Origin of the sequence: Halobacillus halophilus DSM 2266, from assembly GCF_000284515.1 — a bacterium.
Classification (GTDB): domain Bacteria; phylum Bacillota; class Bacilli; order Bacillales; family Halobacillaceae; genus Halobacillus; species Halobacillus halophilus.
In genome coordinates, this window is the sequence record NC_017668.1 from 3,336,932 (window position 1) to 3,358,560 (window position 21,629).

The window sequence follows — 21,629 nt, forward strand, 5'->3', positions numbered from 1 at the left end:
CACCTCTCAAAAAAGAGGTGCTCTTCCCATAGCCATATAACCCGGCTACTCATCATAAAAATGGTCCAACGCTTTCGTTACTTTCTCACCCACATAAGGCGCCAGCGTTTTCGCGTACGTTCTCGTTAAATGGTGACCGTCCTGATAAACGAGTACATTTCCTATAATCGGCTTACATTCATCCTCATTACAGAATTTATCCGTCAAATCAGCATAATACACATTGTCGAGATTTAGCTGATCGACTTCATCTGATAAATCTTCAAGGTTATTCTTCGTTATACATTTTTCAGCATTTGGACCATTTTTATCAATACAAGTCGGGATATCAAACTCAGCTCGCGGGTTGTCTTTCAGGGCAAACACGTTGATATTATGTTCATTCAGTTCTCTCCACTGATCGACATAGCCGTCTGGTATGCCTTCCCATTCCGTAGCATCGGCAGGTGTATAAACTAAGTCCGGTTGTTTCTCGATTAATTTATCCATCACCGTTTCATTCCACTCAGCACACGTTTCTTGATCGAGTTTCGTGGTCAATCGGTAAGATTCGCTAGAGAACCTGCATGCACTCCGGGTATAGTTCAATATTTTTATATCGTTATCGTTCGCATATATTTTCAATGGGGCTAACCAATGCGCACTATGAGAACCGCCCACTAAAGCAATTGTGTATTCCGGATCCTCTACGTCTCCATATTCGCACATGATCACTTCTGACTCTTCCATCCCCTGGTGGCATCCATCACCATAGCTTTCTGGCACTTTGTCCTTCGCTTGTAAAACGGTGGGCATAAAAGGTTCATCAGTACTAAATTCTTTACCTGGTTCCATCGCCTCGGCTCCGGGGTAGTCTGTATTCGTTATTTCAACACTAGCAAAGGCCGCTTGTGTATCTTTCACATAATACGTCCAGGATCCATTTAACACTACCACTGGAATAGCGATTCCAAGTAAGATGAGTGCTAACTTTGGTTTGGATTGTATTTTTCTGTTTCTGATTGGTTTCTCTACTAGATTCGTAGTTGCATAGGATACCACTATGGCCAATCCAATGATTAATAAACCATGAAGCACGGAAACGGTCTGATTACCCGTAATGTTGTAATATAATACCAACAGTGGCCAATGCCATAGATAAAAACCGTAAGAAATCCCGCCGAACTTTACTAAAGGTTTCGCGCTTAGAAGATGATGGACTCCAAACTTTCCACCACTGTTACCCGCAATTAATATCAATACGGCGCACATAACCGGCCAAAGAGCCGCATAGCCAGGGAAAACAGTCCCCACCTGTAAAAGCAGTCCACAGGTAACCAAACCAACTAACCCTAACCAGCCAGCCACCACACTTGTCCATTTATTAAATGAAATATGGGCGATGACCAGGGAAAGGATCCCGCCAGCGGCAAATTCCCATACTCTCGCAAACGTATCAAAATAAGCCCACGGTTGATTAACGGCCGTCATATACACCGAATAGCCAATGGATACGACAAACATCCCGATTAATGTATAGAAAAATAGATTTCTAATATTCTTATTTAATTTCCTTGCAATCCCTATTACAGTTAGCAGTACTAAGGTCCAAATGATATAAAACTGAAACTGGGTACTCATGGCCCAGAAATGCTGCACAGGACTAGCCGCGTTATTCTGCGCCAAATAATTGACTGAATTACTGGCCAGCTGCCAATTCTCTACATAGATCAAGGAAGCTGCGACTTCTTTAATAATGGTTACCCATTGGGTTTGAGGTAAGAAATAAAAACTAGTAACGATTACAAATGCTAGTACCGCAAAGGCGATTGGAAATAGTCTCTTCCCTAGTTTAAGGAGAAATCCAATACCATCAACTTTACCCGTTCTCTCATACATATTTAAAAGCGATGTTGTTATTAAAAATCCGGATACAACGAAGAACACATCCACTCCACCTGAAACATTCCCCAACCAGATGTGGTACACGGCAACTAATAGGGCAGCTATCGCGCGTAACCCTTCAATCTCCGGTCTGAACTTCCTATTCGACTCTTTGGATAGATTCATCTAAAGCCTCCGTTTTAAGTGAAATACCGACATATATTTTACCATGAAACGGAGGGGAGATGTTATATTATTCATTATTTTATGGCTTCCTGACTGCTTCTTATCTATCTACGATCTCTACTACCTTTATCTTCAATTGCCACTCCATACCATAGTAATAAATACAGAGGATCGTATCACCTTGTTTTTTAAACCAGTTAGAATTTAATTTGCTGATTGTTCCGACGACCAGTCTTCTGTTAATTGAAGATTCTGTCCAGGCTTCGCCACTCGTCAAGAAGTTGTACAATTTCACATCACAAAACCCATACGCTTGTAGAATGGCATCATGAAAATCTTCCATAGTGTGTCCCACTAAGCGTTGAATGTTAGCCGATGCATCCCCAAGCGTTTTCCAACACGTGTATGTACCTTAAAACGGCTTTCCGATGTCTCATGGACACGTTTGATGTGGAACATCAGTTTCGAAAAATTTTTTTAAAAATATTATTGAAACACTCATATTCATAATTTTCGTAGATCTTTCTCATTTTAGTTAACTTCTGAAAGTGTGTAATTAATGTTTTTATGTTCTTAGCCAATAATGCACCTATAAGAAACATAAAACTATAGTGAAGTGTATCCAAATAACTCGTGTGAAAACCTAAAGATTCATTAATTCCGTAGACTGAACTATAACCACTTACTATTGATAAAAAAGCAGCTAGCAGCAGTACTTTAATTGGTTTGAATTTAAAAGTAATCCATAATATAACAGGAAAAATAATTGATATCCTCATTTCATGTATCAATGTCCATACCACCGGGTTAACATTTGTGGTTTCATAATTGCCAATGAGAAAAATGTGACTGATAAAATTACTTAGCTCAAAACTTCCTGTCCACTTTTCACTAAACCATCCTCCCAGTTCATTAATTCCTCCCTTACCAAATAAAGCAAATAGAAGAAATGCCAATAGTATGGAAATTAAATAAGGTATATAAATCCGAAGAAATCTTTTTAAAATAAAAGGAATGTACTGTTGTTTTTTCCCGTAATAAAAAGGTAGAGCTAAAACAAATCCACTCAATAAAAAAACATCAACACGGCTTCGTGTGCAGAAAATACTATTCTAAGAGGTGAATAATTAAGAAAAGCAGGTAGATCGGCAACCATTGTTATCGCATGGGCATTCACTACTGATAACGCAGCTAACCCTCTTAGAGAATCAAGTTGGTAATATCTATTCATTAATACTCTCCATATAGTCATTACTTTTATCTATCATTTTATAGCTGCCTATCATGAATGTTAATCCTAAAAATGCGAAGAAAATCCGATTGTCGTTAAAATCACCAGTAGTATTCACATTAAATAATTGGAAAACTAAAAGTAAAATTACAGAAATTTGTTCTGGTGCAATGACTTGTGTCCTTATGGTTGATATTACGCACCAAACTGCGGCAATTAAAAGGGTAAGAAATGTCGCAATCCCAAATATGCCTAACTCGCTCATAAATTCTAAAAACATATTGTGTGGGTAATGCCTCTCATCCAACCCTGAATACTTTATAGCAAAGCTCCCAATGCCTCCGCCTTTAAAGATATCATTTTCAAACATATGTATTGATGTATTATATCGGTTTATTCTTTCTGAAATTGAATTTGCTGCCCCTTGTTCGTTAAAAAGGAATTGCATTCTCATCAGTAAAGTATCAATAGTACCATTTCTATACAGAGGAATTAATCCTACTAATGCAAGAGGTATTAAAGGAATAAACTTGAAAACACTTTTTTTTATTTTTATATCATTTATGGAAAACTTAATTGAGAGTATAGCAATGAAAAACAGTGTTAAAACGAATGCTATTAATGCCATTCTTGATCCAGTTAGAAGTAATGCAATCAAAAGCAAACCTAAAACTCCAGTTAAAAAAAACCTAACCCTCTTTTTAGCTGCGCCATAAAAATACAGAATGAGTACAATAATCGAGCCCATAGCTGTCATCTTTGCTAACCCTAAGACACTTCCTCCATCTACGCCTAAACGATTGAGTTCTTCCTGGACCGGAGAGTTATAATAATTCCAAATTACTATCCCCGAAACCAATATTGTTATACCCGCAAAACTTTTTAAGAATTTTCTTAAGGATTGTCTGTTTCTAATCACCAAAAAACCGCCAAAAAAAGACCACCCAGTCAAAAACATAAACTTGAGTGTTTTTGTAATTGCATAAGACGAGCTTGGGGTATAGAAGAGACTAATTAACATTATCAAACAAAGGAAGGAATATAATATTGCCGGTAAAACAATCTTTTTAGGTACGCCTTTATTTTTAAATGTGACTTTAATAGCAGCTACTATAGATAAAACCATAAAAATAAGTGTCAGGTCCACTGGCACCCACTCATCAACGGCAAGCTTAGCCGTACTAGACAACAAAAAAAATGCGAACAAAAATTCTGAACTAAACAATGATTTCATTAGCTTCATAAAAATATCTCCCATATAAAATGTTCTTTATCAATATCATTATAACAATCTTATTCCCCAAACAGTAGATTATTTATAAAATAGCCTAATTAGTTTAAAGACTTTGCTTTAAGGATATAACTAATTCCATCTGCTCTAACACATAAAAACATTATATACAACCATTATAATCCATACTTGCTATTCTACTGTTAAAATAAATTAAGTATTATTGGTAAACTCATTGTATATCATAAGTGCGAAGAAGTGGATCTAACTTATGTCTTTCTTCAGCTTTATGAGGGGCAAATATAAAATTATAGATGAAATAAACAATTATATAATAAAGTTTTGAATAATTAATTTTTATTTACCTTGATTCATTGGGAACAATATTTCTAACAGTAGTAAATGTAAACCATCACCACCGTATTCTTTGAATAAAGTGGGAATTACTTTATGCTTTCAGAAAAGGTGTTCGGAAAAAAATGCTCTCTGAGACTCCCCCTTCACACAAAAAGCCCCACCAGAAGGTGAGGCTAACTTATCCTTGAGTAGACAAAATTCACAAATATTGGTGAAACTCGAGGACAGATACAATTATACCACTTTAGTTAATTTTTTCAATAAATATTTACATTTGCAAAAGTTGCAAGTCTATGTTTGATAAAAGCTAATAAACTAAGCTTGTTTCATTCCTTTAATTAACACATCTGCTACTTCGGGACGAGAGAACTCTTTAGGAGGACGCTCTCCATTACGTAGAAGTTCACGTACTTTTGTACCACTTAAATGAATATGGTGTTCTTTACCATGTGGGCATGTTTTCGCTGAAGCCATATTTTCACATACATCGCAATAGAAAGCATGTTCAAATTTAAAGATACCAATGCCAAGTTCGTCTTCAACACTAGCCACTAAATCCTGAGCATCGTATGTTCCGTAATAGTCGCCTACTCCTGCGTGATCACGTCCAACAATAAAGTGAGTGCAACCGTAATTTTTACGAACGGTCGCATGCAGAATAGCTTCACGTGGGCCAGCATAGCGCATAGCTGCTGGATAAATGACCAGGCGAACACGATCCTCAACATAGTAGTGTTTTAGAATCGTTTGATAGCTTTCCATACGCACATCAGCAGGGATGTCGTCAGACTTAGTTTCTCCCACTAATGGGTTTAACAATAAACCATCTACAGCTTCTAGAGCCGTTTTCTGGATATGTTCGTGAGCACGGTGGACAGGGTTACGAGTTTGGAAACCTACAATTGTTTTCCAGCCAAGGTCAGAGAAAAGCTGACGAGTTTCCGCAGGATCTAGATAGAAGTCTTCAAACTCTCCATGGTCTGGACGGTTGAGAAGCATAATCGGACCGCCTAAATAGACATTGCCCTTCTCATAAACTTTAGCTACACCAGGGTGAGCTATATCCGTTGTGCCATAGACATTCTCAGCTTCACGGGCCTCATCGTAAGTATATTTCTCTTCAATTAATAGAGTACCGTAAGTAATTCCATCTTCCCCTTGAAGAGCGATTTCTTCCCCTACCTGATATTGGTCGGCTTGTTCTTCTGTTACGGGGAGAGTGATAGGAATACTCCAGATCGTTCCGTCTTTCAAACGCATTTCTTCTACTACTCTTTCATAATCAGCTTTGATCATGAATCCTTGAAGAGGACTGAAACCGCCAATTCCGATTAGTTCCAGATCAGATATGGTCCACTTTGAAATCTCTAATTTTTGTAGAGACTTCGCATGATCAAGAGCTTCCTCTCTATCGTTTCCTTTTAATTCACGATTTACCAGGCTTCCGCCATGTACTTCAACTGCCATAAATTAAATCCTCCAATTTCATTCACTTTATTTAAGTATGCCACTACTTAGCTTACACTTTTTTTAAGAATCTTGTAACCGTTAAAACAGGAATTTACTAACTCTAAACAATTTGCTTTATGCTCAATTCTCTTATGATCTATGAGCTAAAAACCATGGGTTTCTTAGAATTTCTTTATTATAAGTCAATGAGGTCTTTCCATTAGCAATTTCCACTCTGCCGCCGGATAATTCTACAACGGCTTGTCCTGCCCCTGTATCCCATTCCATGGTTGGTGCATATCGTGGGTAATAATCCGCTTTACCTTCAGCGACCAAGCATAATTTCAAAGAACTTCCCGCAGAGATTGTCTCCACTTCTTCATAGCTCTCTTTTAATTGATTAATAAATTCTTCTGTTTCTTTAGACATATGAGAACGGCTAGCTACTACTTTTGCAATCTTACTATTTGAGTCTTCTAAAGGGAGTTTAGTGGTGTTAGCTGGGACATTACCGCCCGATAATACTCCAGTCACTTTATAAGCGCCTTTCTCTTCATCAGCTACATAAAGATCATCTAATGCAGGAGCATACACCACACCAAGTACCGGTTTTCCATCTCTGATAAGTGCGATATTAACGGTGAATTCACCATTCTTCTTGATAAATTCTTTTGTTCCATCAATGGGATCGACCAGCCAGAATTGTTTCCATTCTTTACGTTCGTCATAAGAAAGTTGTGAACCCTCTTCACTTAAGATAGGAATCTCAGGGTAGTGCTCTTGTAGAGCTGCCTTAATAATCTCATGAGAACGTTGGTCCGCAATTGTTAGTGGAGACTCATCTTCCTTATATTCCACATCAAAGTCGGTTTCATAGATTTTCATTATTTCATTACCTGCTTCTATTGCCGCTTGAACAACTACTTTTTGCATAGAATGCCTCCCTATATTCGTAATAAAATCGTCAGTATACTACTGACGATTTTATTTTTTTAGATATATTTATTCTCCTGCAAATACTGAATTACTTGTCTTACGGAGTCTTCTAACGTATTCTTATCAGTTTCAACAATCAATTCTGGCGCGTTTGGTTCTTCATAAGGGGCATCGATGCCTGTAAAACCTTTGATTTCACCAGAGCGAGCTTTCTTATATAAACCTTTAGGATCACGACTCTCTGCTTCTTCTAAAGAACATTTCGTGTACACCTCGATAAACTCTTCATCTTCAAATAATTCACGTGCTTGATCACGGTCTTCCCGGTAAGGAGAGATAAAAGCCGTAAGCGTCACTAAACCTGCATCGTTCATTAGCTTTGCAACTTCCCCTATACGACGAATGTTTTCAGCCCGATCTTCGGGGCTAAAGCCAAGATTTTTATTTAAACCATGACGTACGTTATCACCATCAAGACGATAAGAATGGACACCTAGTTCATATAATGCTTTCTCCACTTCTACGGATAATGTGGATTTTCCAGAACCAGACAGGCCAGTAAACCATAGAACTGGGCTTTGATGCTTCTTCAATTGTTGGCGCTCTGTCTTTCCTACCTTCGATTCGTGCCACGTGATATTTGTAGATTTCATAACAATTTCCTCCTAAACATATTGAAAATATATAATAGATACTGTAATAATCATAACTATCAATGTTAACGGTAATCCGGTACGAATATAATCTTTAAAATGATATCCCCCCGGCCCATAGACTATTAAATTGGTTTGATAACCAATAGGTGATAAGAAACTAGCTGAGGCTGCAATTGCTACAAGAATTGCAACTCCCATGGGGTCAATCCCTGAGTCCACCGCTACTTCATATGCAATGGGAAACATAATAACCGCTGCTGCATTATTTGTAATTAGCTCTGTGAAAAGGTTTGTTAAACAATATATTGCTATTAGAATTGTGATAATTCCAAGGGGAGCTAACCCGTCAACTAGTTTCATTGCAATCCATTTAGCAGTACCCGTTTCTATAATCACATTTCCTATTCCTAGTGCACTCGCTATTAAGAGCAATACTTGAAACTGTACTGAATGTTTAGCTTGTTTAGGACTTATCATTTTTGTAATTAACATGATTCCAGTAGTAATAACCATAGCCTTAAAGATTGTAATTACTTGGATTGTAACTAAAACAATCATAGTCATTAATAAGATCAGTGCAAACCAACCTGTTATTTCGTTTTCATAAAACTTCCTATGTTGAATAGGTGATATAACGTAGAAATCTCTATGTTCTTCCGATTTTTCCTCAAAATCTTCTCCTGTTACCACAAGCATTAAATCTCCTGCTTTTGGCACAATGTCCCCTATTTTCCCTTGCACTTTTTCATCATTACGGTGAACAGCCATTACAGCTGCATCATATTTTTTTCGAAATCTACTTTGTTTAATAGTTTTTCCAATCAATGAAGACTGATGAGATATTACAATTTCTCGAAGCTTGTTACCGCCGTTTTTTATATTATCTAGAGACAAATCGGTACCTGTATCTAATTGCAAACCTTTTCGCTTTTGTAAGTCTGCAATTGTTGAAATCATACCAGTAAATATAAGTCGGTCCCCTTCTTGAATCTTCATATTTCTTGTAACAGGAGTAATTTTATGGTTGTTTCTAATAATTTCAATTAGATATAGACCTTTTAAATTACGTAATCCTGCTTCAACAACTGATTTATTAGTAAAAGGAAAGTCCGCAGTAACAACCATCTCACTTAGATAATCCTTAGTACTAGCCCTCACCTTATCGATTAAACTTCTGTGATTAGGTAAAAATTTTGGTCCTATAAATATAAGGTAAAGTAATCCAGCTATTGTAATAGGTACTCCTACAACTGCTAATTGAAAAAATAAAAACCCATTCATTCCAAAATCTAGCATTAGACCATGAATTACTAAGTTAGTAGATGTTCCCATCAATGTAATGGTGCCTCCAAGAATAGAAGCGTAAGATAGGGGCAATAGGTATTTAGATGGAGCGATATCATGCTCAGAAGCCCATTTCCTGATAATGGGAGTTAAAGTGACTACAATAGGTGTATTATTTAAAAATGCTGAGAAGCCTGAAACTGGGATAATCAACCTTGATAAAGAACCTTTATGGGATTTTGAGCCGTTTAAGAATAAGGAAATTAATTTTTCTACTAAACCGCTTTTTTCAAAAACACCAGCTACTACGAAAAGTAATGCGACTGTTAACATGCCTTGGTTGGAAAATCCAGCTAAAGCTTCCTCCGTTTTTATAAAATCTAACATAATAAATAAAAATAAAGTAGAAAATACTAATAAATCGGGCCGGACAATCTCAAAAAATAGTCCTGCCAACATTATTAGTAAAACAACGATTACTATAATCATTTCGTAGGTCATGCTAGATCATCCTTGTTTTTATTACACATACATTAGGTAGCCTATACCACCTTAGGTCCAAAAGAGTTTATAGGACGCTTTCTATAACTAAGAGATGTGTATATTTTAGTCAACGAAAATATACACTCGAGAGAACACCTTCAACCACTATTAGAGGTTCCATAAAATATAGTTTCTTATAAACTTGTAGATGCATTCTTTGGAACTCTGAAACTACTTAAGCAATCACTACTAAATTTGAATTGGACTGTATAATTTGCAAATGGATTAGCCCCTATCCTAATTTGGATAATACATCAGATAATTTATTTGCAATTTCATCTCTCGTAAAGTGTTGTAAAACAAACTCCCTTCCACTTTCCGACATTTCAGTTCTTGATAATTCTTTATTATATAGTTGATTAATAATAGAAACTAATTCTATATGATCTCCTGAATTAACAGCAATCCCTCCGTTTGATTTCTCTAAAATTCTTCTAGCTTCCCCACCAGCGCAAAGTATTACCGGACATCCGATTCCTAGTGATTCAAGCATTTTTGTAGGTACACTATCTTGCAATTTATCGCTTTTTAAAGGTACTATACTTGCATCTGCATTCTTAAGTATTGATATTACACTAGAATGTGGTTGCATACCCACAAAATATATATTGGTAAGTCCCAAATTAATTGCTTTTTCCTCAAGTTCTTTCCTTTTATATCCATCTCCCACAATAAGAAATTGAATATTATTATTATTATTAAAGTGTTTAGCTGCCTCTATTATTATTTCCATTCCCTGAGCGAGCCCAATTATTCCAGCATAGACTAGAGTGAACTTTTCTTTTATGTTATATCTATCTATCAGTTGATAATTATCTTTTTCATTTAATACCTCTTTATCAAATCCGTTACTAATAACAGCTATTTTTTCTTTTGATATACCTTTAAGGGATAATTTTTCTTTTTTTCCATAAGTAACAACAGTTATTAAATCAGATTTTTTATAAAGAAAATTTGAGATTCTATTCATAACTCTATACAACATAGAATTTTTAGATAGTTCCCCCATTTCTATTCCAATATCCGGCCATACATCTCTAACATCCAGTATAAATTTCGACTTCTTAAATCTACTCACAATGAAACCTGATAGAGAAGTAAATAAAGGAGGAGAGGTAGCAACAATATGATCATATTTTTTTAGATTAAAAATAAAAAAAAGTGAGGATAACATTAAACTTAAATAGTTCAGTATCCTTACAAAAGATGTTTTATTTGGAGAAGAATATATATAGTATCTATAGATATCTATTCCATCAATCTGTTCTTTCATAAAAAGCTTTCGAGAATATTCTTTACTTTTTATCCCACTTGGATAGTTAGGAAACCCAGTCACAATAGAAACTTGATGACCTTGTGCTTTTAAGTTTTTGGCAAGACCAGCTATTCTTTTAGTAGCTGGTCCCACTTCTGGCTCATAATAATGTGTGAAAAATAATATTTTCAAAACCTACGCTCCTTTATAAGGGAAGTTTAAAACTTTAATGAAAATAATTTAGCAAGGTTAATAATTGCTTTTTCCTCTCCTATTGAGATTTCCAAATAATCATTTAATATATTGTAACTTACGTCTTTATCACCAAAATTTAGTATATAACCAATAAAAGTATCTCCAATATCTGCAGTTAGTTCATATGTACTTATCGGTTTCTTAATATTAAAGTGACTTGAATAATAACCCTCGTTACTGCCTGCTTTGCCATTTCCTCTATTCTTACTGAAAAGAGGGTGTATTTTTAATACTATTTTCTCATTATCTTTTGAACGAATTATATTATTCTCTGTTTTAAGGTTTGGATGAAAATGCAAGTAACTTTTAGCTAACCTATTGTCTTTAGTAGATATCTCGTCTAAAAATAGTATAATTTCCTCGTCCAAAAAAGTGATGAACCGTCTATGCTTATCTCCTCTATAATTAAAATAACTTCCTACAAAAAAATTATACTTTCCTAAATTGAAGTTTAAGCCCTTATGATCATAGCTTCTCCTTGCCACTCTAAAAGAACTCCATATTTCGGATTGTTCCACACTACCAAATTGAACAGTATTTTGAGCACTTGTACGTCTGAAAAAGTCTCTCCAGTATCCTTTTTCATATTCAAACGTGCCAGAGTTCACGATAATAGGTAACCCACTTATAGACAATTCGTAACTTAAAGCATCACAGTGACCGTGCCCTGGGAGATACTTTGGACCTATCTCTCCATAATCTATCACCATTTTGAGTAATCCTTTTTCCATTACTTCATAACCGCTGCTCGTTAATCTATTTATCTTTTTAGGTTTAATACCTAAATATTTACAAGATGCTCTTATTAAAGAGTCATAATTTTTGCTTATACCATCAGCACTATCATTAAAAAAAGGTGTCTTCCCCATGTTTTTTTCTAAAGAATAAATAGAGTTAAGTATATTTTGACAGGTATTGGTAAGTTTTAATATTTGAGTAGAGTCAAATTCTGCTTGTTTTAGCCAATAAATTGTTTTAATTAATAACTCAAAAACGATTTTATTATACATTGGACTACGTTCAAAATGCATTCCATCACTTAAAACTTGTTCCTGTAATTCATTTTGCAAAACCTTTACGTATTTATTAGTAACTCGAGACTCAGAAAAAAATAAACTACCTAGAATGATAGCTTTTATATTCTCAAGATAATGGTTACCTAATAAATGCTTCTCTTGATTCTTTTTTAGATACATATACTGTTGGTATATGCTTTGCCTTAATAATTGCAAGAGTTCCTTGCTATTTTCTGCCGTTTTCAAAATCGTTTGATGAGCTATTATTAAATTAGGTAATCTCATTGAAATTGTATAAGCATCCCAACTAACGTTATCTTTTTTCTGACTCTTATCATACCAAGATAGTAGAATTTCCTTTATTTTAAGAAAGTACTTTTGATCATTACTTATCTTGTATTCATATAACAATGGCAACAAAAAATCTAGATAATAAAGATTATATTCCCACAAGTTCGATATTTCTTTATTATTCCATAGTTCATCTATAGGACATGTATAGGTTTGATTTATCAACGTATACTTATCTTCTAAAATCTCTGAAACTCTAAACTTTTTCAGGAAATTTTTATCTTCATCTAATTCAGGTAATAAGTATTCAATATTACAATTACTATTCAAATTTTTTTTTACATAGCTTAATCTTCGTAATTTAATTTTTTTTAACACTCTATAGAATATTTGCTTTTTTTTCAGATGTTTAAGTGTGTTAATATATTTTCCAATGATTTTTATATCCAATTAATTCTCCTCATGAGTAGTTAATGTTTTAAGTAATCTTCTAATATACAAAATTAGACTGAACCTCATTTACGAGATATAAATTATTATAATTGATATACTTTATATCATTATTAGTTATTTTCATGCAATTTTTAGTGTCAAATATAACTGGTTTTGAAGCTTTATTTATAAATTTTTCTTCATCTATTTTTATAAATTCATTATGGTCACTTAAAACTAATAAACATTCTGATCCCTCAATAACCTCTTCAAAACTAGATAATTTAAATATAGTGCTTTCATCTTTTACATATGGATCATGAATCTTTACTTCATAACCTTTATCTAATAACTCGTTTATTATTTTCAAGGCAGGACTCTCTCTTATATCATCTACATTTCCTTTATAAGTTATACCGAGTATACCTATATGACCTTTTCCTTGATATAACTTATCAATCTGTTCGACTATATACATTGGCATTGAATTATTGATTTCTCTAGCTGTGGAAATCAACTTTGCTTCATTGTGAGCTTTTTCAATTATAAAGTAAGGGTCTACCGCTAAGCAATGTCCGCCTACTCCTGGACCAGGGGTGTGTAGATTAACTCTAGGGTGTAAGTTAGCTAATTCAATTACATCCAATGTGTTCACATTAAGTTTTTCCGATATTTTAGCTAACTCATTTGCTAGTGAAATATTTACATCTCTAAATGTATTTTCCATTAACTTTGCCATCTCAGCACTCAATGCTACTGTTTCTATAACCTCACCTTTGACAAAAGTTTTATAGACTTCAGCTGCTTTATGAGCGGACAATGAATCAAACCCGCCAATTATTCTATTATTATTGATTAATTCTTTTAGGATATTACCTGGTAAAACTCTTTCTGGACAGTGAGCTAAAAAGACATCCTCTCCAATACTCCACCCATTATTAGAAATTATTGGACCTACTACATCATCAATTGTTCTAGGTGGAATAGTTGATTCAATAATAATGGTGTCGTCTTTCTTTAAGTATGGAAGTAAAGATTCTGTTGCTGAAATCAAATATGATAAATTTGCAGTTAAATTTTCATTGTGAGGGGTAGGAACTGCAATAATAAAAACCGAAGCCTCAGAAGGTTTATTGTCTGCAGTTAAATACCCCTTGGAAACAACCTCTTTGACTAGAGTAGCTAGTCCAAATTCTTCTATGTGTACCTCACCTTTATTGAGGGTTTCTATAACTCTATCGTTCACATCCACACCTTGTACATTCCAACCATAATTAGCAAAAACTGCAGCGGTAGGCAGTCCTATATAACCTAATCCAATCACACATAGTTTCTTATCCATAATTTAATCACTCTCATTTCCAAATTATTAATTGCAAAGCAGTAACTTTATTTATTAAATATTAATAAACAACCATCATCTCTTCTAATTCCCTGGCCATAAGCATAGAGTATTGAGTTCCTGTTAATAGCTTGAGGTAGCATTAGAGCGCTATACTGGAAATATTTTAAGTGCCAGCAATCCTTATGTCTAGAATAAAGCTCTCTCCATTCTTCCCCATCTTTACTTATGTAGATTTTTGCGTACTTGCTCTTATTAACCTCACTAGGCTCAACTACAGTAGACACCACCAAAGAACTGTCAAATTGACTACAATAGAAAGCACTACCTTCTATTTGATGTACAGCATTTAACCTCATTGTGTCAGGATAAAATACTTGAATAAAATTCTTTTCCAAAGGTGTGTCAGTAGGAATAATAACCTTTTCTTTCATGGGGATTATTGATACTGCTCTAACCATCTGGCTTCCTTTTAAAACAGTATTTAAACTTTCAAACTCATCATCAGTAAATAATATTTGACATTCTTCTTTAATATCGCCAGTTAATACCCAAGCACCTTTCCTATGTGGATCATAATAAATTCCATGCACATGGCGTATTGAATTTTCAGGAAAAGTGTAAACTTTTCTCCATGTTTCTCCATAATCAAAGGAGCCATAAATATGAACTTCACTTCTATTTTGATTACTAAAGTACTCTCCAAAGAACAAATTCCCATTAGGAAAACTGCAGATGTTCAAGGGTCTACTACCTCTTGGAATTTTGAATACAGTTTTAAATTTATTACTATTGTTGTTACATTTCAAGATTCTCCCTTTGATTAATCCTATGTATGAATTATCAGGAAGTACTTGCAAGTTATGAAATCCCATTCTAAATAGCCTTCTACTTAAACGGTTTATATTTTTAAATTTATCAATAAGCGATAATTTATAAGTTCCTACTTTTTCAAAGGTTTTACACCCATCTCCTGTTTTAAGTACTTTGTATCCCTTACTTACCCAAAGCACATCATCTTTTACGAGTAATGGTTTTAATCCTTTTAACCTTGTAATTTGCATAATTTTTTCACGCTTCTTAATTTATTGTTGATATATATGGTAGTAAGTATTAAGTATGATACGTTTAAAACCGTAATACTTACACGTTGAATTAAGCTTAATCTTCGAATAGATTGGCTAGGTATATAATTATTAGTTTTAAAAGTTTTCTTTAATACTTCTTCTATTAAAGCTAATTTATAATTTTCAATAGTCCCTTGCCACTTCCCAACATTGTCTTTTAGAAGAGGACCTGTACTTTCTTTTTTCCATTGCATCTCTTCACTACTTACAAGTTTCTCTGCAGTACTTTGAAAGTTAAGCATAGATGGATCATATTCAACACCTAATTTTTTGCAAATTGGTTCAATGTATTTTTTAGGATCTTTCAAAAGATTTTCATATTTTAAATTAAAAAAATTACTATTAAATAATTTTTTTCCATATCTAGCTGACATAATAGATTGGGCTTTATATGCAAATAAATGTGAATAGACACTTCTACTTTTAGACCAATCAGCTTTCATTCGTGAAGCTATTACATCTCTGGGATCTCTTGTCATGTTAATAATTAAAGCTTCAGGAAAATGTTGTTTTATTAAATGTAGCAACTCAATGTTTTTAGGATCTTTATCACCCACATACGATTTACCTTCTGATATAGCGTATTCTTCTAGCACCTTTTTATAGATATCTATTAAACTCATGTCTTCTGAAGATTTATATTCAGCAAGTATATTATCTGAAAGGTTGCCTAATCTCCTAAAATACTTATCTTCTTTTAGTTCTTCTATAACTTTAGTTTTACTTTTTCTGTTAAGATGAAAATATTTTTTTTCACTTCCCAAATAGAACCTAAAAAAATGTGTTTCCGGTGTGAATGTTACGTTTTTATGTGAACTTAAGATACTTTGAAGTAAAGTAGTGCCTGATCTTCCAACCCCAATAATAAATATAGGTTTATTTATATTAACTTCCAATTTTTCATCTCCTTTTCACTGAGATTAATTCTTAGGAATTGGTTTACTATATCCTAATATTGAAGCGTACTCCTCACAGTGTCTACCAATTATTTCTATCTCTTTTTCACTAATTTCATTTAAGTAACGATTGTTCAAGGATGGTTTTAATGGATACCATCTCTTCCTTCTTTTTGAGCCAAAAGGAATCTCATGCTCTGGCTGTGGCACCATATCATCGGTGTATTCTAATTTCGCGAATTCACAAATTTCTTTTACTTTTTCTTCAGGGGAACTCAATATATCCTCAAACTTAAAAATGCAAAAATTATCCATATACTTCCCGTCCTCTAATGCAGCTTTAATAGAATTAGCCCAGTGCTGGGCAGCTAAATCTAAAATTTCATGGAAAGAGAATTTATTCTGAAGGCGCTTTAGACTGTAAGCTTTTCCTTGAGCAGATCTAAAACACAGGGCATATGGGTCTCTTGTTATTAATACGAATTTAGGATCATATCCCTTTAAAATCTCATTTAAAAAGGATACCTTTACAGTATTAATTTGACTTTTGTCAGTGAACCTAACTTTATTTATATCACCTTGTCTATTGATAATCCATTTTAATATTTTCAAGTATTCATCTTTATTATTTTCGTTAACATCCTCATTAGTAAGCCGATGCTTATCAATCAGGTCATCTATAGCATATAACCACCCTCTCGGTTTACCGATTTTTGGGTGAGGAGGCACTTTGTGTTTAATCCCTGTAAATTCAGCAGGTAATATTGGGCCAAGAACATTTTGCATTTCATCTGCTCCAGTCCAATAGTTCGAATCTCCAGTAACTGATACTACTTTATCATTTCGCCTTAACATTCTTGAAACTAACGATAATCCTCCGCCTTGAACACCTAATAGAAAAATAGGACTGTTTATTGACTTATCTTTATAATTCTTGTAGAAACGTGAAAGGTCAAGCATCCAGTTATTTCTTTTATAAGCATAATAAATATTATTCGTGAAGTCTTTCGAAAAAATATTATTCACAATTTCACTCCTTTTTATTATTGATAAAGTTCAGAAATACTTTGTTTAACTTTACTATAATTATATACTTTTTTTATTTCTTTTAAATTATTCTTATAACTAGTTAAATAGTGATTATTTAGTTGTAGAAGGTTTTGCTTAAGTTGTTCTGTATCGTCATACGGTGTCGTAAAACCTATGTGATGTTTCTTTACAAAATTCCCTAATTCTGTATTTTCCGCCACAATTATTGGTAATTCACATGTTATAGCTTCAAATAATTTATTTGGAAGAGCTGTTTTAACATTTTCCCTATTTAAATCGTAAACCGAATAAACCATGTCAACCTTTGAATATAAGTTAGAAATATCTTTTGAATAGTCGTATGGCCCCAAATACTCAACATGTTCAAAATTCCTGTCTAACTTTTTCACAAATTCTAACTCTCCCCCTGTTCCCGCAATAATTACATTTATCCCTGCCTCAATAGTTGCTTCTACTAGCATTTTAAGCTGATGGGGATAGCGCAATGCCCCAAAAAACCCTATGGTAAAATCACTGGTGTTTTTTTCTTTAAAATATTCAAAGTATCTATCGTCAGGTATATTAGGAATAATAATATATTTTGAACTATTAGTTATTTTATTGTAATAACTATGCCAATGATGTTCTGATGTTAATACTAGCTTCTTTATTTCCGAACATAAGATTTTTTCAACTAACATGTAAGCTTTTGTTAATATTTTGTTTATACCGGTTTTAGTATTAATAAATCTTGGTAAATCCCCAACTTCATATATAATTGAAGTTTTCTTATTAATAATTTTCTTATAAATAACTGCTATAAATAACATATCTATTTTCCCACAATGAATTAAATCTGGATTTTGTTTTTTCAAGGTATTCAACGCCTTCGGTAAGAACTTAAGGTAAGGAAGAATCCTTTTAATGTTATTGCGTATAGGGGCATTTACGCTGATTTCTTCTACATTTACTCGATGATCTATAGTGAATGGAATGGATTTACTTTCTTTTCTATCCCAATAAACTAAGTTAACTTTGGAAAGATTACATGCTTCATTCATTCTTTTGGAAAATCTTGGATTAGGGTTATGAGACAGTAAAAAACTCACTATCATAAATTACTCCTCCTGTTTAATGGATGGTTTGCTTTTATATTTAACCTCTATTGCCCTAAAAATAAGGGTCTCTTTTGTTTCAAAGTTGCACAGAAGATTTTTTTATCTAGTGAGACTATATTAATTAGAAAAGCAATATGTAATAAAGTTATAAATTAAACTTATTTTTTAGATTTTACTATTATTATATGTGAAATATTATTCAGAGTTAACTTTCTATATCAATTCATCTTGACGGATTACCTGCAGAACGTATAACTACTATTATTAGAATTAAATTCATTACCACACTAACAATTGAATAAAAACTTAAAGATAAGATAATGCTATCTACCCATCCACCTAATAATACTGCTCCTATTCTCAAGACAGTTAATATTATTTCATAATTCATGTGGAACTTTTGTAAATTTATTATTGGAATTATTACAAGGGAAGGAATGTTTATAAGGTTTAGAAAAAAAGCTGGTATTAATATTTGTGCATAAGTCCCAGCCTGGTTCCATTCCCCGCCTAAAGTTAGTGAAAAAAGCGATGGTCCATATAACATAATAACTAGCACTGGTATAATTCCGCCTAGAAAAAGATAAATTGTGAGTCGCTTAGTTATAATTTGAGTATTTATATTTCTATTATGTGTTTCACTTGCTTTCTGATAAAACACCTGTCTCAATGATTGGCCAATCATTCTTAATGGAATTTTTAGTATTCTTTCACACAATGCATAGTAACCAACTATAGTCGAGGAAAAGAATAATGCTAGGAGAAGAACTAAAATATTTTGGGACATTGAATTTAACAAGGCTTGAGGAGCACTAAACATAGCAAACTGTTTATACTTCTTAAATAGTACCTGCATTCTTTTTAAATTTATATTTAATGATAGATATTTCTTATGATTTAGCTTACGTATCATATAAAGGACCGCAACCGTTTGTCCTATAATTTGACCTGCAATTAACCCGCTTGGATTGCTTAAATAGAAACCACTTGAAATTTGCACAGAAGCTGAAGCACCAGATCTGTTCATTTGAGAGTAACTTAAAGACTTGAATTCCTTAAACCTTGTAATTAGTTGGTTCAATGTTTTAAACAGCCCCAGAACGAAAACACTTATTGGTAAACACCAAATCATAAATATGTATTCTTTTCCTCCTAATAACTCGGCTATTTCGTAATGAAATAATGCTACTACGATTAAGGTGAATATTGTCATAATAACAACTAATAAAGTAGCGAGATAAAATATTTGAGTGGCTGCTCTTTTACTTTTAGGTATAAGAATTGCTAATTCAAATCTAAGTGCTGCGACTACTCCTAATATACTTAATATAGAAGTGTAGACCGCAAATACCCCAAATGCACTCGGGGCGTATATTCTACTTAGCAAAGGAGCAATTAATATATTGATAACTTGTGCGACAATTGTGCCCGACATTACTATAGCTAGATTTTTTGTAAATGCATTTATTTTCCTATTCATACGAAAGCACCTATCTCTTCAAAAAGAAAACTTTTAATTTTCTACGATGTACTCAAATAATCTACCGTTTCCTGTAAACCTTCGTTGAAAGTGTACTTTAATTCCCACTGTAATTCTTCTCTTGTAATGTCATTGGACAATAGACTATGCTGAATATCCCCATTCCTCTCAGCTTTATAGCGAACATTGATATTTGAATTATTAATTCTAATCATTTGCTCGAACAACTGATTGATACTAATTTTTTCACCAGACGAAACATTGTATATTTTTCCATGACCATTTTTTATGGCATTGACATTCGCTCGTGCTACATCTTTAACATAAATGAAGTCTCTAGTTTGCTCTCCGTCACCAAAAATAGTAACATCTGCTTTATTTATTATTCGATCAGCGAAGATAGAGATGACGCCTCCTTCACCTCTAGCATCCTGCTTAGGTCCGAATACATTACTATATCTAAGTACAGTATAATCAATATTGTAATGCTCTTTTGCGATTCTAAGATATTGTTCTACTGTATATTTAGATAATCCATAAGGTGAAAGTGGAATTGTAGAATGGTTTACATCAATTGGTAAATACTCCGGATTCCCGTAAACTGCTGCTGAAGACGCAAAAACAATCTTATTTACATCAGCTTCTTTCGCAGCATTAATCACATTAACTGATCCCTGAATGTTAATTTCGCTATCTTTCTTTATATCACATATGGATTCAAAAACACTTACTTGTGCTGCTTGATGAATTATATAATTTGGTTTTATATTCACTATTGTATCCACAATATCGGGGGAAGTGATGTCCTTTTCATAAAACTCTACATTATCAGGAATATTTTTAAGTTTACCAGATTGAAGGTTATCAACAATCGCTACCTTAAACCCTTCCTCTAGTAAATTCTCAACTATATGAGAACCTATAAAACCACATCCGCCTGTTACTAAAACTTTTTCCATTATATACACTCCTTATCTTGCTCCATTACCTGTAAAAACGATTTTTATAGTTAACAATATTATTTTAATATCAAGTGTTAAATTCATACTTTTTATGTATTCTATATCTAATTTTAATTTTTCAGGAGGTGTTATATCGTACCCTCCGTTAACTTGTGCCCACCCAGTAAGTCCAGGTTTTATTGATAGTCTATTCACAAAACCAGGAGTTTCCTCGTTAAATAGAGCAGTAAATACCGGTCTTTCAGGTCGCGGTCCAATTAAAGACATATCACCTTTTAACATATTAATAAATTGTGGAATTTCATCTATCCTAGTTTTTCTTAAAGCCTTCCCCACCTTAGTAACTCTTGGATCATCCGTAGCCGCCCATTGAGCGCCATTTTTTTCAGCGCCCATAGCCATAGATCTGAGCTTAATTACCTTGAATATTTTACCATGCAGCCCCACTCGTTCTTGTAAATAAAAAACTGAACCTTTTGATTCTATTTTAATTGCAACTGCTGCCAGAATTAATATAGGAGATGTTACTACTAAACCTATAATTGCTATAAAAACATCTATAACACTTTTAATTTGGTTGTATATTAGAACTTTGTAATTAATATGGTTCTCATAGAAGGACCTCTCCACTCTCAATACGTAATCTCGCTCATTTGCAGAACTTTTTTCTTTAATTATCATTAAATAACT

The 21,629-nt window shown here is 33.5% G+C and carries 18 protein-coding genes; all 18 read right to left on the bottom strand.

The window, feature by feature from the left end:
• Positions 1-45: 45 nt before the first annotated feature.
• Complete coding sequence (locus tag HBHAL_RS16595) at positions 46-2,049, bottom strand: acyltransferase family protein (protein ID WP_014644642.1); 2,004 nt, start codon at positions 2,047-2,049, stop codon at positions 46-48.
• A gap of 100 nt (positions 2,050-2,149) precedes the next feature.
• The gene (locus HBHAL_RS16600) at positions 2,150-2,404 is read right to left on the bottom strand and encodes an IS1096 element passenger TnpR family protein (protein ID WP_145956066.1); all 255 of its coding nucleotides are present in this window, start codon (positions 2,402-2,404) and stop codon (positions 2,150-2,152) included.
• Positions 2,405-2,507: 103 nt separating this feature from the next.
• On the bottom strand, positions 2,508-3,119 hold the full coding sequence (locus tag HBHAL_RS16605) for an acyltransferase family protein (protein WP_014644643.1): 612 nt from the start codon (positions 3,117-3,119) through the stop codon (positions 2,508-2,510).
• Between the two features lie 153 nt (positions 3,120-3,272).
• A complete protein-coding gene (locus tag HBHAL_RS16610) occupies positions 3,273-4,523 on the bottom strand; it encodes an O-antigen ligase family protein (protein ID WP_014644644.1) in 1,251 nt (416 codons plus the stop codon).
• A 660-nt stretch (positions 4,524-5,183) separates the two neighbouring features.
• Positions 5,184-6,335, bottom strand: coding sequence for a sulfate adenylyltransferase (gene sat, locus HBHAL_RS16615; RefSeq protein WP_014644645.1), 1,152 nt, complete (start codon positions 6,333-6,335; stop codon positions 5,184-5,186).
• 132 nt (positions 6,336-6,467) lie between these two features.
• The gene (gene cysQ / locus HBHAL_RS16620) at positions 6,468-7,250 is read right to left on the bottom strand and encodes a 3'(2'),5'-bisphosphate nucleotidase CysQ (protein WP_014644646.1); all 783 of its coding nucleotides are present in this window, start codon (positions 7,248-7,250) and stop codon (positions 6,468-6,470) included.
• Between the two features lie 59 nt (positions 7,251-7,309).
• Complete coding sequence (gene cysC, locus HBHAL_RS16625; RefSeq protein WP_014644647.1) at positions 7,310-7,906, bottom strand: adenylyl-sulfate kinase; 597 nt, start codon at positions 7,904-7,906, stop codon at positions 7,310-7,312.
• Between the two features lie 12 nt (positions 7,907-7,918).
• Complete coding sequence (locus tag HBHAL_RS16630; RefSeq protein ID WP_014644648.1) at positions 7,919-9,694, bottom strand: SLC13 family permease; 1,776 nt, start codon at positions 9,692-9,694, stop codon at positions 7,919-7,921.
• 274 nt (positions 9,695-9,968) lie between these two features.
• Positions 9,969-11,183, bottom strand: coding sequence for a glycosyltransferase family 4 protein (locus tag HBHAL_RS16635; protein WP_014644649.1), 1,215 nt, complete (start codon positions 11,181-11,183; stop codon positions 9,969-9,971).
• Positions 11,184-11,209: 26 nt separating this feature from the next.
• Positions 11,210-13,003, bottom strand: coding sequence for an alginate lyase family protein (locus tag HBHAL_RS16640; protein WP_014644650.1), 1,794 nt, complete (start codon positions 13,001-13,003; stop codon positions 11,210-11,212).
• A gap of 40 nt (positions 13,004-13,043) precedes the next feature.
• The gene (locus tag HBHAL_RS16645; RefSeq protein ID WP_014644651.1) at positions 13,044-14,327 is read right to left on the bottom strand and encodes a nucleotide sugar dehydrogenase; all 1,284 of its coding nucleotides are present in this window, start codon (positions 14,325-14,327) and stop codon (positions 13,044-13,046) included.
• 47 nt (positions 14,328-14,374) lie between these two features.
• The gene (locus HBHAL_RS16650) at positions 14,375-15,391 is read right to left on the bottom strand and encodes a hypothetical protein (RefSeq protein WP_014644652.1); all 1,017 of its coding nucleotides are present in this window, start codon (positions 15,389-15,391) and stop codon (positions 14,375-14,377) included.
• A complete protein-coding gene (locus HBHAL_RS16655) occupies positions 15,373-16,350 on the bottom strand; it encodes a sulfotransferase family protein (RefSeq protein WP_014644653.1) in 978 nt (325 codons plus the stop codon). Before HBHAL_RS16655 ends, HBHAL_RS16650 begins: the two co-directional genes overlap by 19 nt.
• A 24-nt stretch (positions 16,351-16,374) precedes the next feature.
• Complete coding sequence (locus HBHAL_RS16660; protein WP_014644654.1) at positions 16,375-17,376, bottom strand: sulfotransferase family protein; 1,002 nt, start codon at positions 17,374-17,376, stop codon at positions 16,375-16,377.
• Between the two features lie 17 nt (positions 17,377-17,393).
• Positions 17,394-18,494, bottom strand: coding sequence for a glycosyltransferase (locus HBHAL_RS16665; RefSeq protein WP_014644655.1), 1,101 nt, complete (start codon positions 18,492-18,494; stop codon positions 17,394-17,396).
• Positions 18,495-18,720: 226 nt separating this feature from the next.
• Positions 18,721-19,977, bottom strand: a complete 1,257-nt coding sequence (locus HBHAL_RS16670; protein ID WP_014644656.1) for a lipopolysaccharide biosynthesis protein — start codon at positions 19,975-19,977, stop codon at positions 18,721-18,723.
• Positions 19,978-20,018: 41 nt separating this feature from the next.
• Positions 20,019-20,936 (bottom strand): NAD-dependent epimerase/dehydratase family protein, encoded by a 918-nt coding sequence (locus tag HBHAL_RS16675; protein WP_014644657.1) that lies wholly within the window; start codon positions 20,934-20,936, stop codon positions 20,019-20,021.
• 12 nt (positions 20,937-20,948) lie between these two features.
• Positions 20,949-21,617 (bottom strand): sugar transferase, encoded by a 669-nt coding sequence (locus HBHAL_RS16680; RefSeq protein ID WP_396253249.1) that lies wholly within the window; start codon positions 21,615-21,617, stop codon positions 20,949-20,951.
• Positions 21,618-21,629 lie beyond the last annotated feature (12 nt).

Coding starts and splice junctions, on each gene's coding strand:
- HBHAL_RS16595 (WP_014644642.1), bottom strand. CDS start 2,049: ATGAATCTATCCAAAGAGTCGAATAGGAAGTTCAGACCGGAGATTGAA.
- HBHAL_RS16610 (WP_014644644.1), bottom strand. CDS start 4,523: ATGAAGCTAATGAAATCATTGTTTAGTTCAGAATTTTTGTTCGCATTT.
- sat (WP_014644645.1), bottom strand. CDS start 6,335: ATGGCAGTTGAAGTACATGGCGGAAGCCTGGTAAATCGTGAATTAAAA.
- cysQ (WP_014644646.1), bottom strand. CDS start 7,250: ATGCAAAAAGTAGTTGTTCAAGCGGCAATAGAAGCAGGTAATGAAATA.
- cysC (WP_014644647.1), bottom strand. CDS start 7,906: ATGAAATCTACAAATATCACGTGGCACGAATCGAAGGTAGGAAAGACA.
- HBHAL_RS16630 (WP_014644648.1), bottom strand. CDS start 9,694: ATGACCTACGAAATGATTATAGTAATCGTTGTTTTACTAATAATGTTG.
- HBHAL_RS16645 (WP_014644651.1), bottom strand. CDS start 14,327: ATGGATAAGAAACTATGTGTGATTGGATTAGGTTATATAGGACTGCCT.
- HBHAL_RS16650 (WP_014644652.1), bottom strand. CDS start 15,391: ATGCAAATTACAAGGTTAAAAGGATTAAAACCATTACTCGTAAAAGAT.
- HBHAL_RS16665 (WP_014644655.1), bottom strand. CDS start 18,494: ATGATAGTGAGTTTTTTACTGTCTCATAACCCTAATCCAAGATTTTCC.
- HBHAL_RS16670 (WP_014644656.1), bottom strand. CDS start 19,977: ATGAATAGGAAAATAAATGCATTTACAAAAAATCTAGCTATAGTAATG.
- HBHAL_RS16675 (WP_014644657.1), bottom strand. CDS start 20,936: ATGGAAAAAGTTTTAGTAACAGGCGGATGTGGTTTTATAGGTTCTCAT.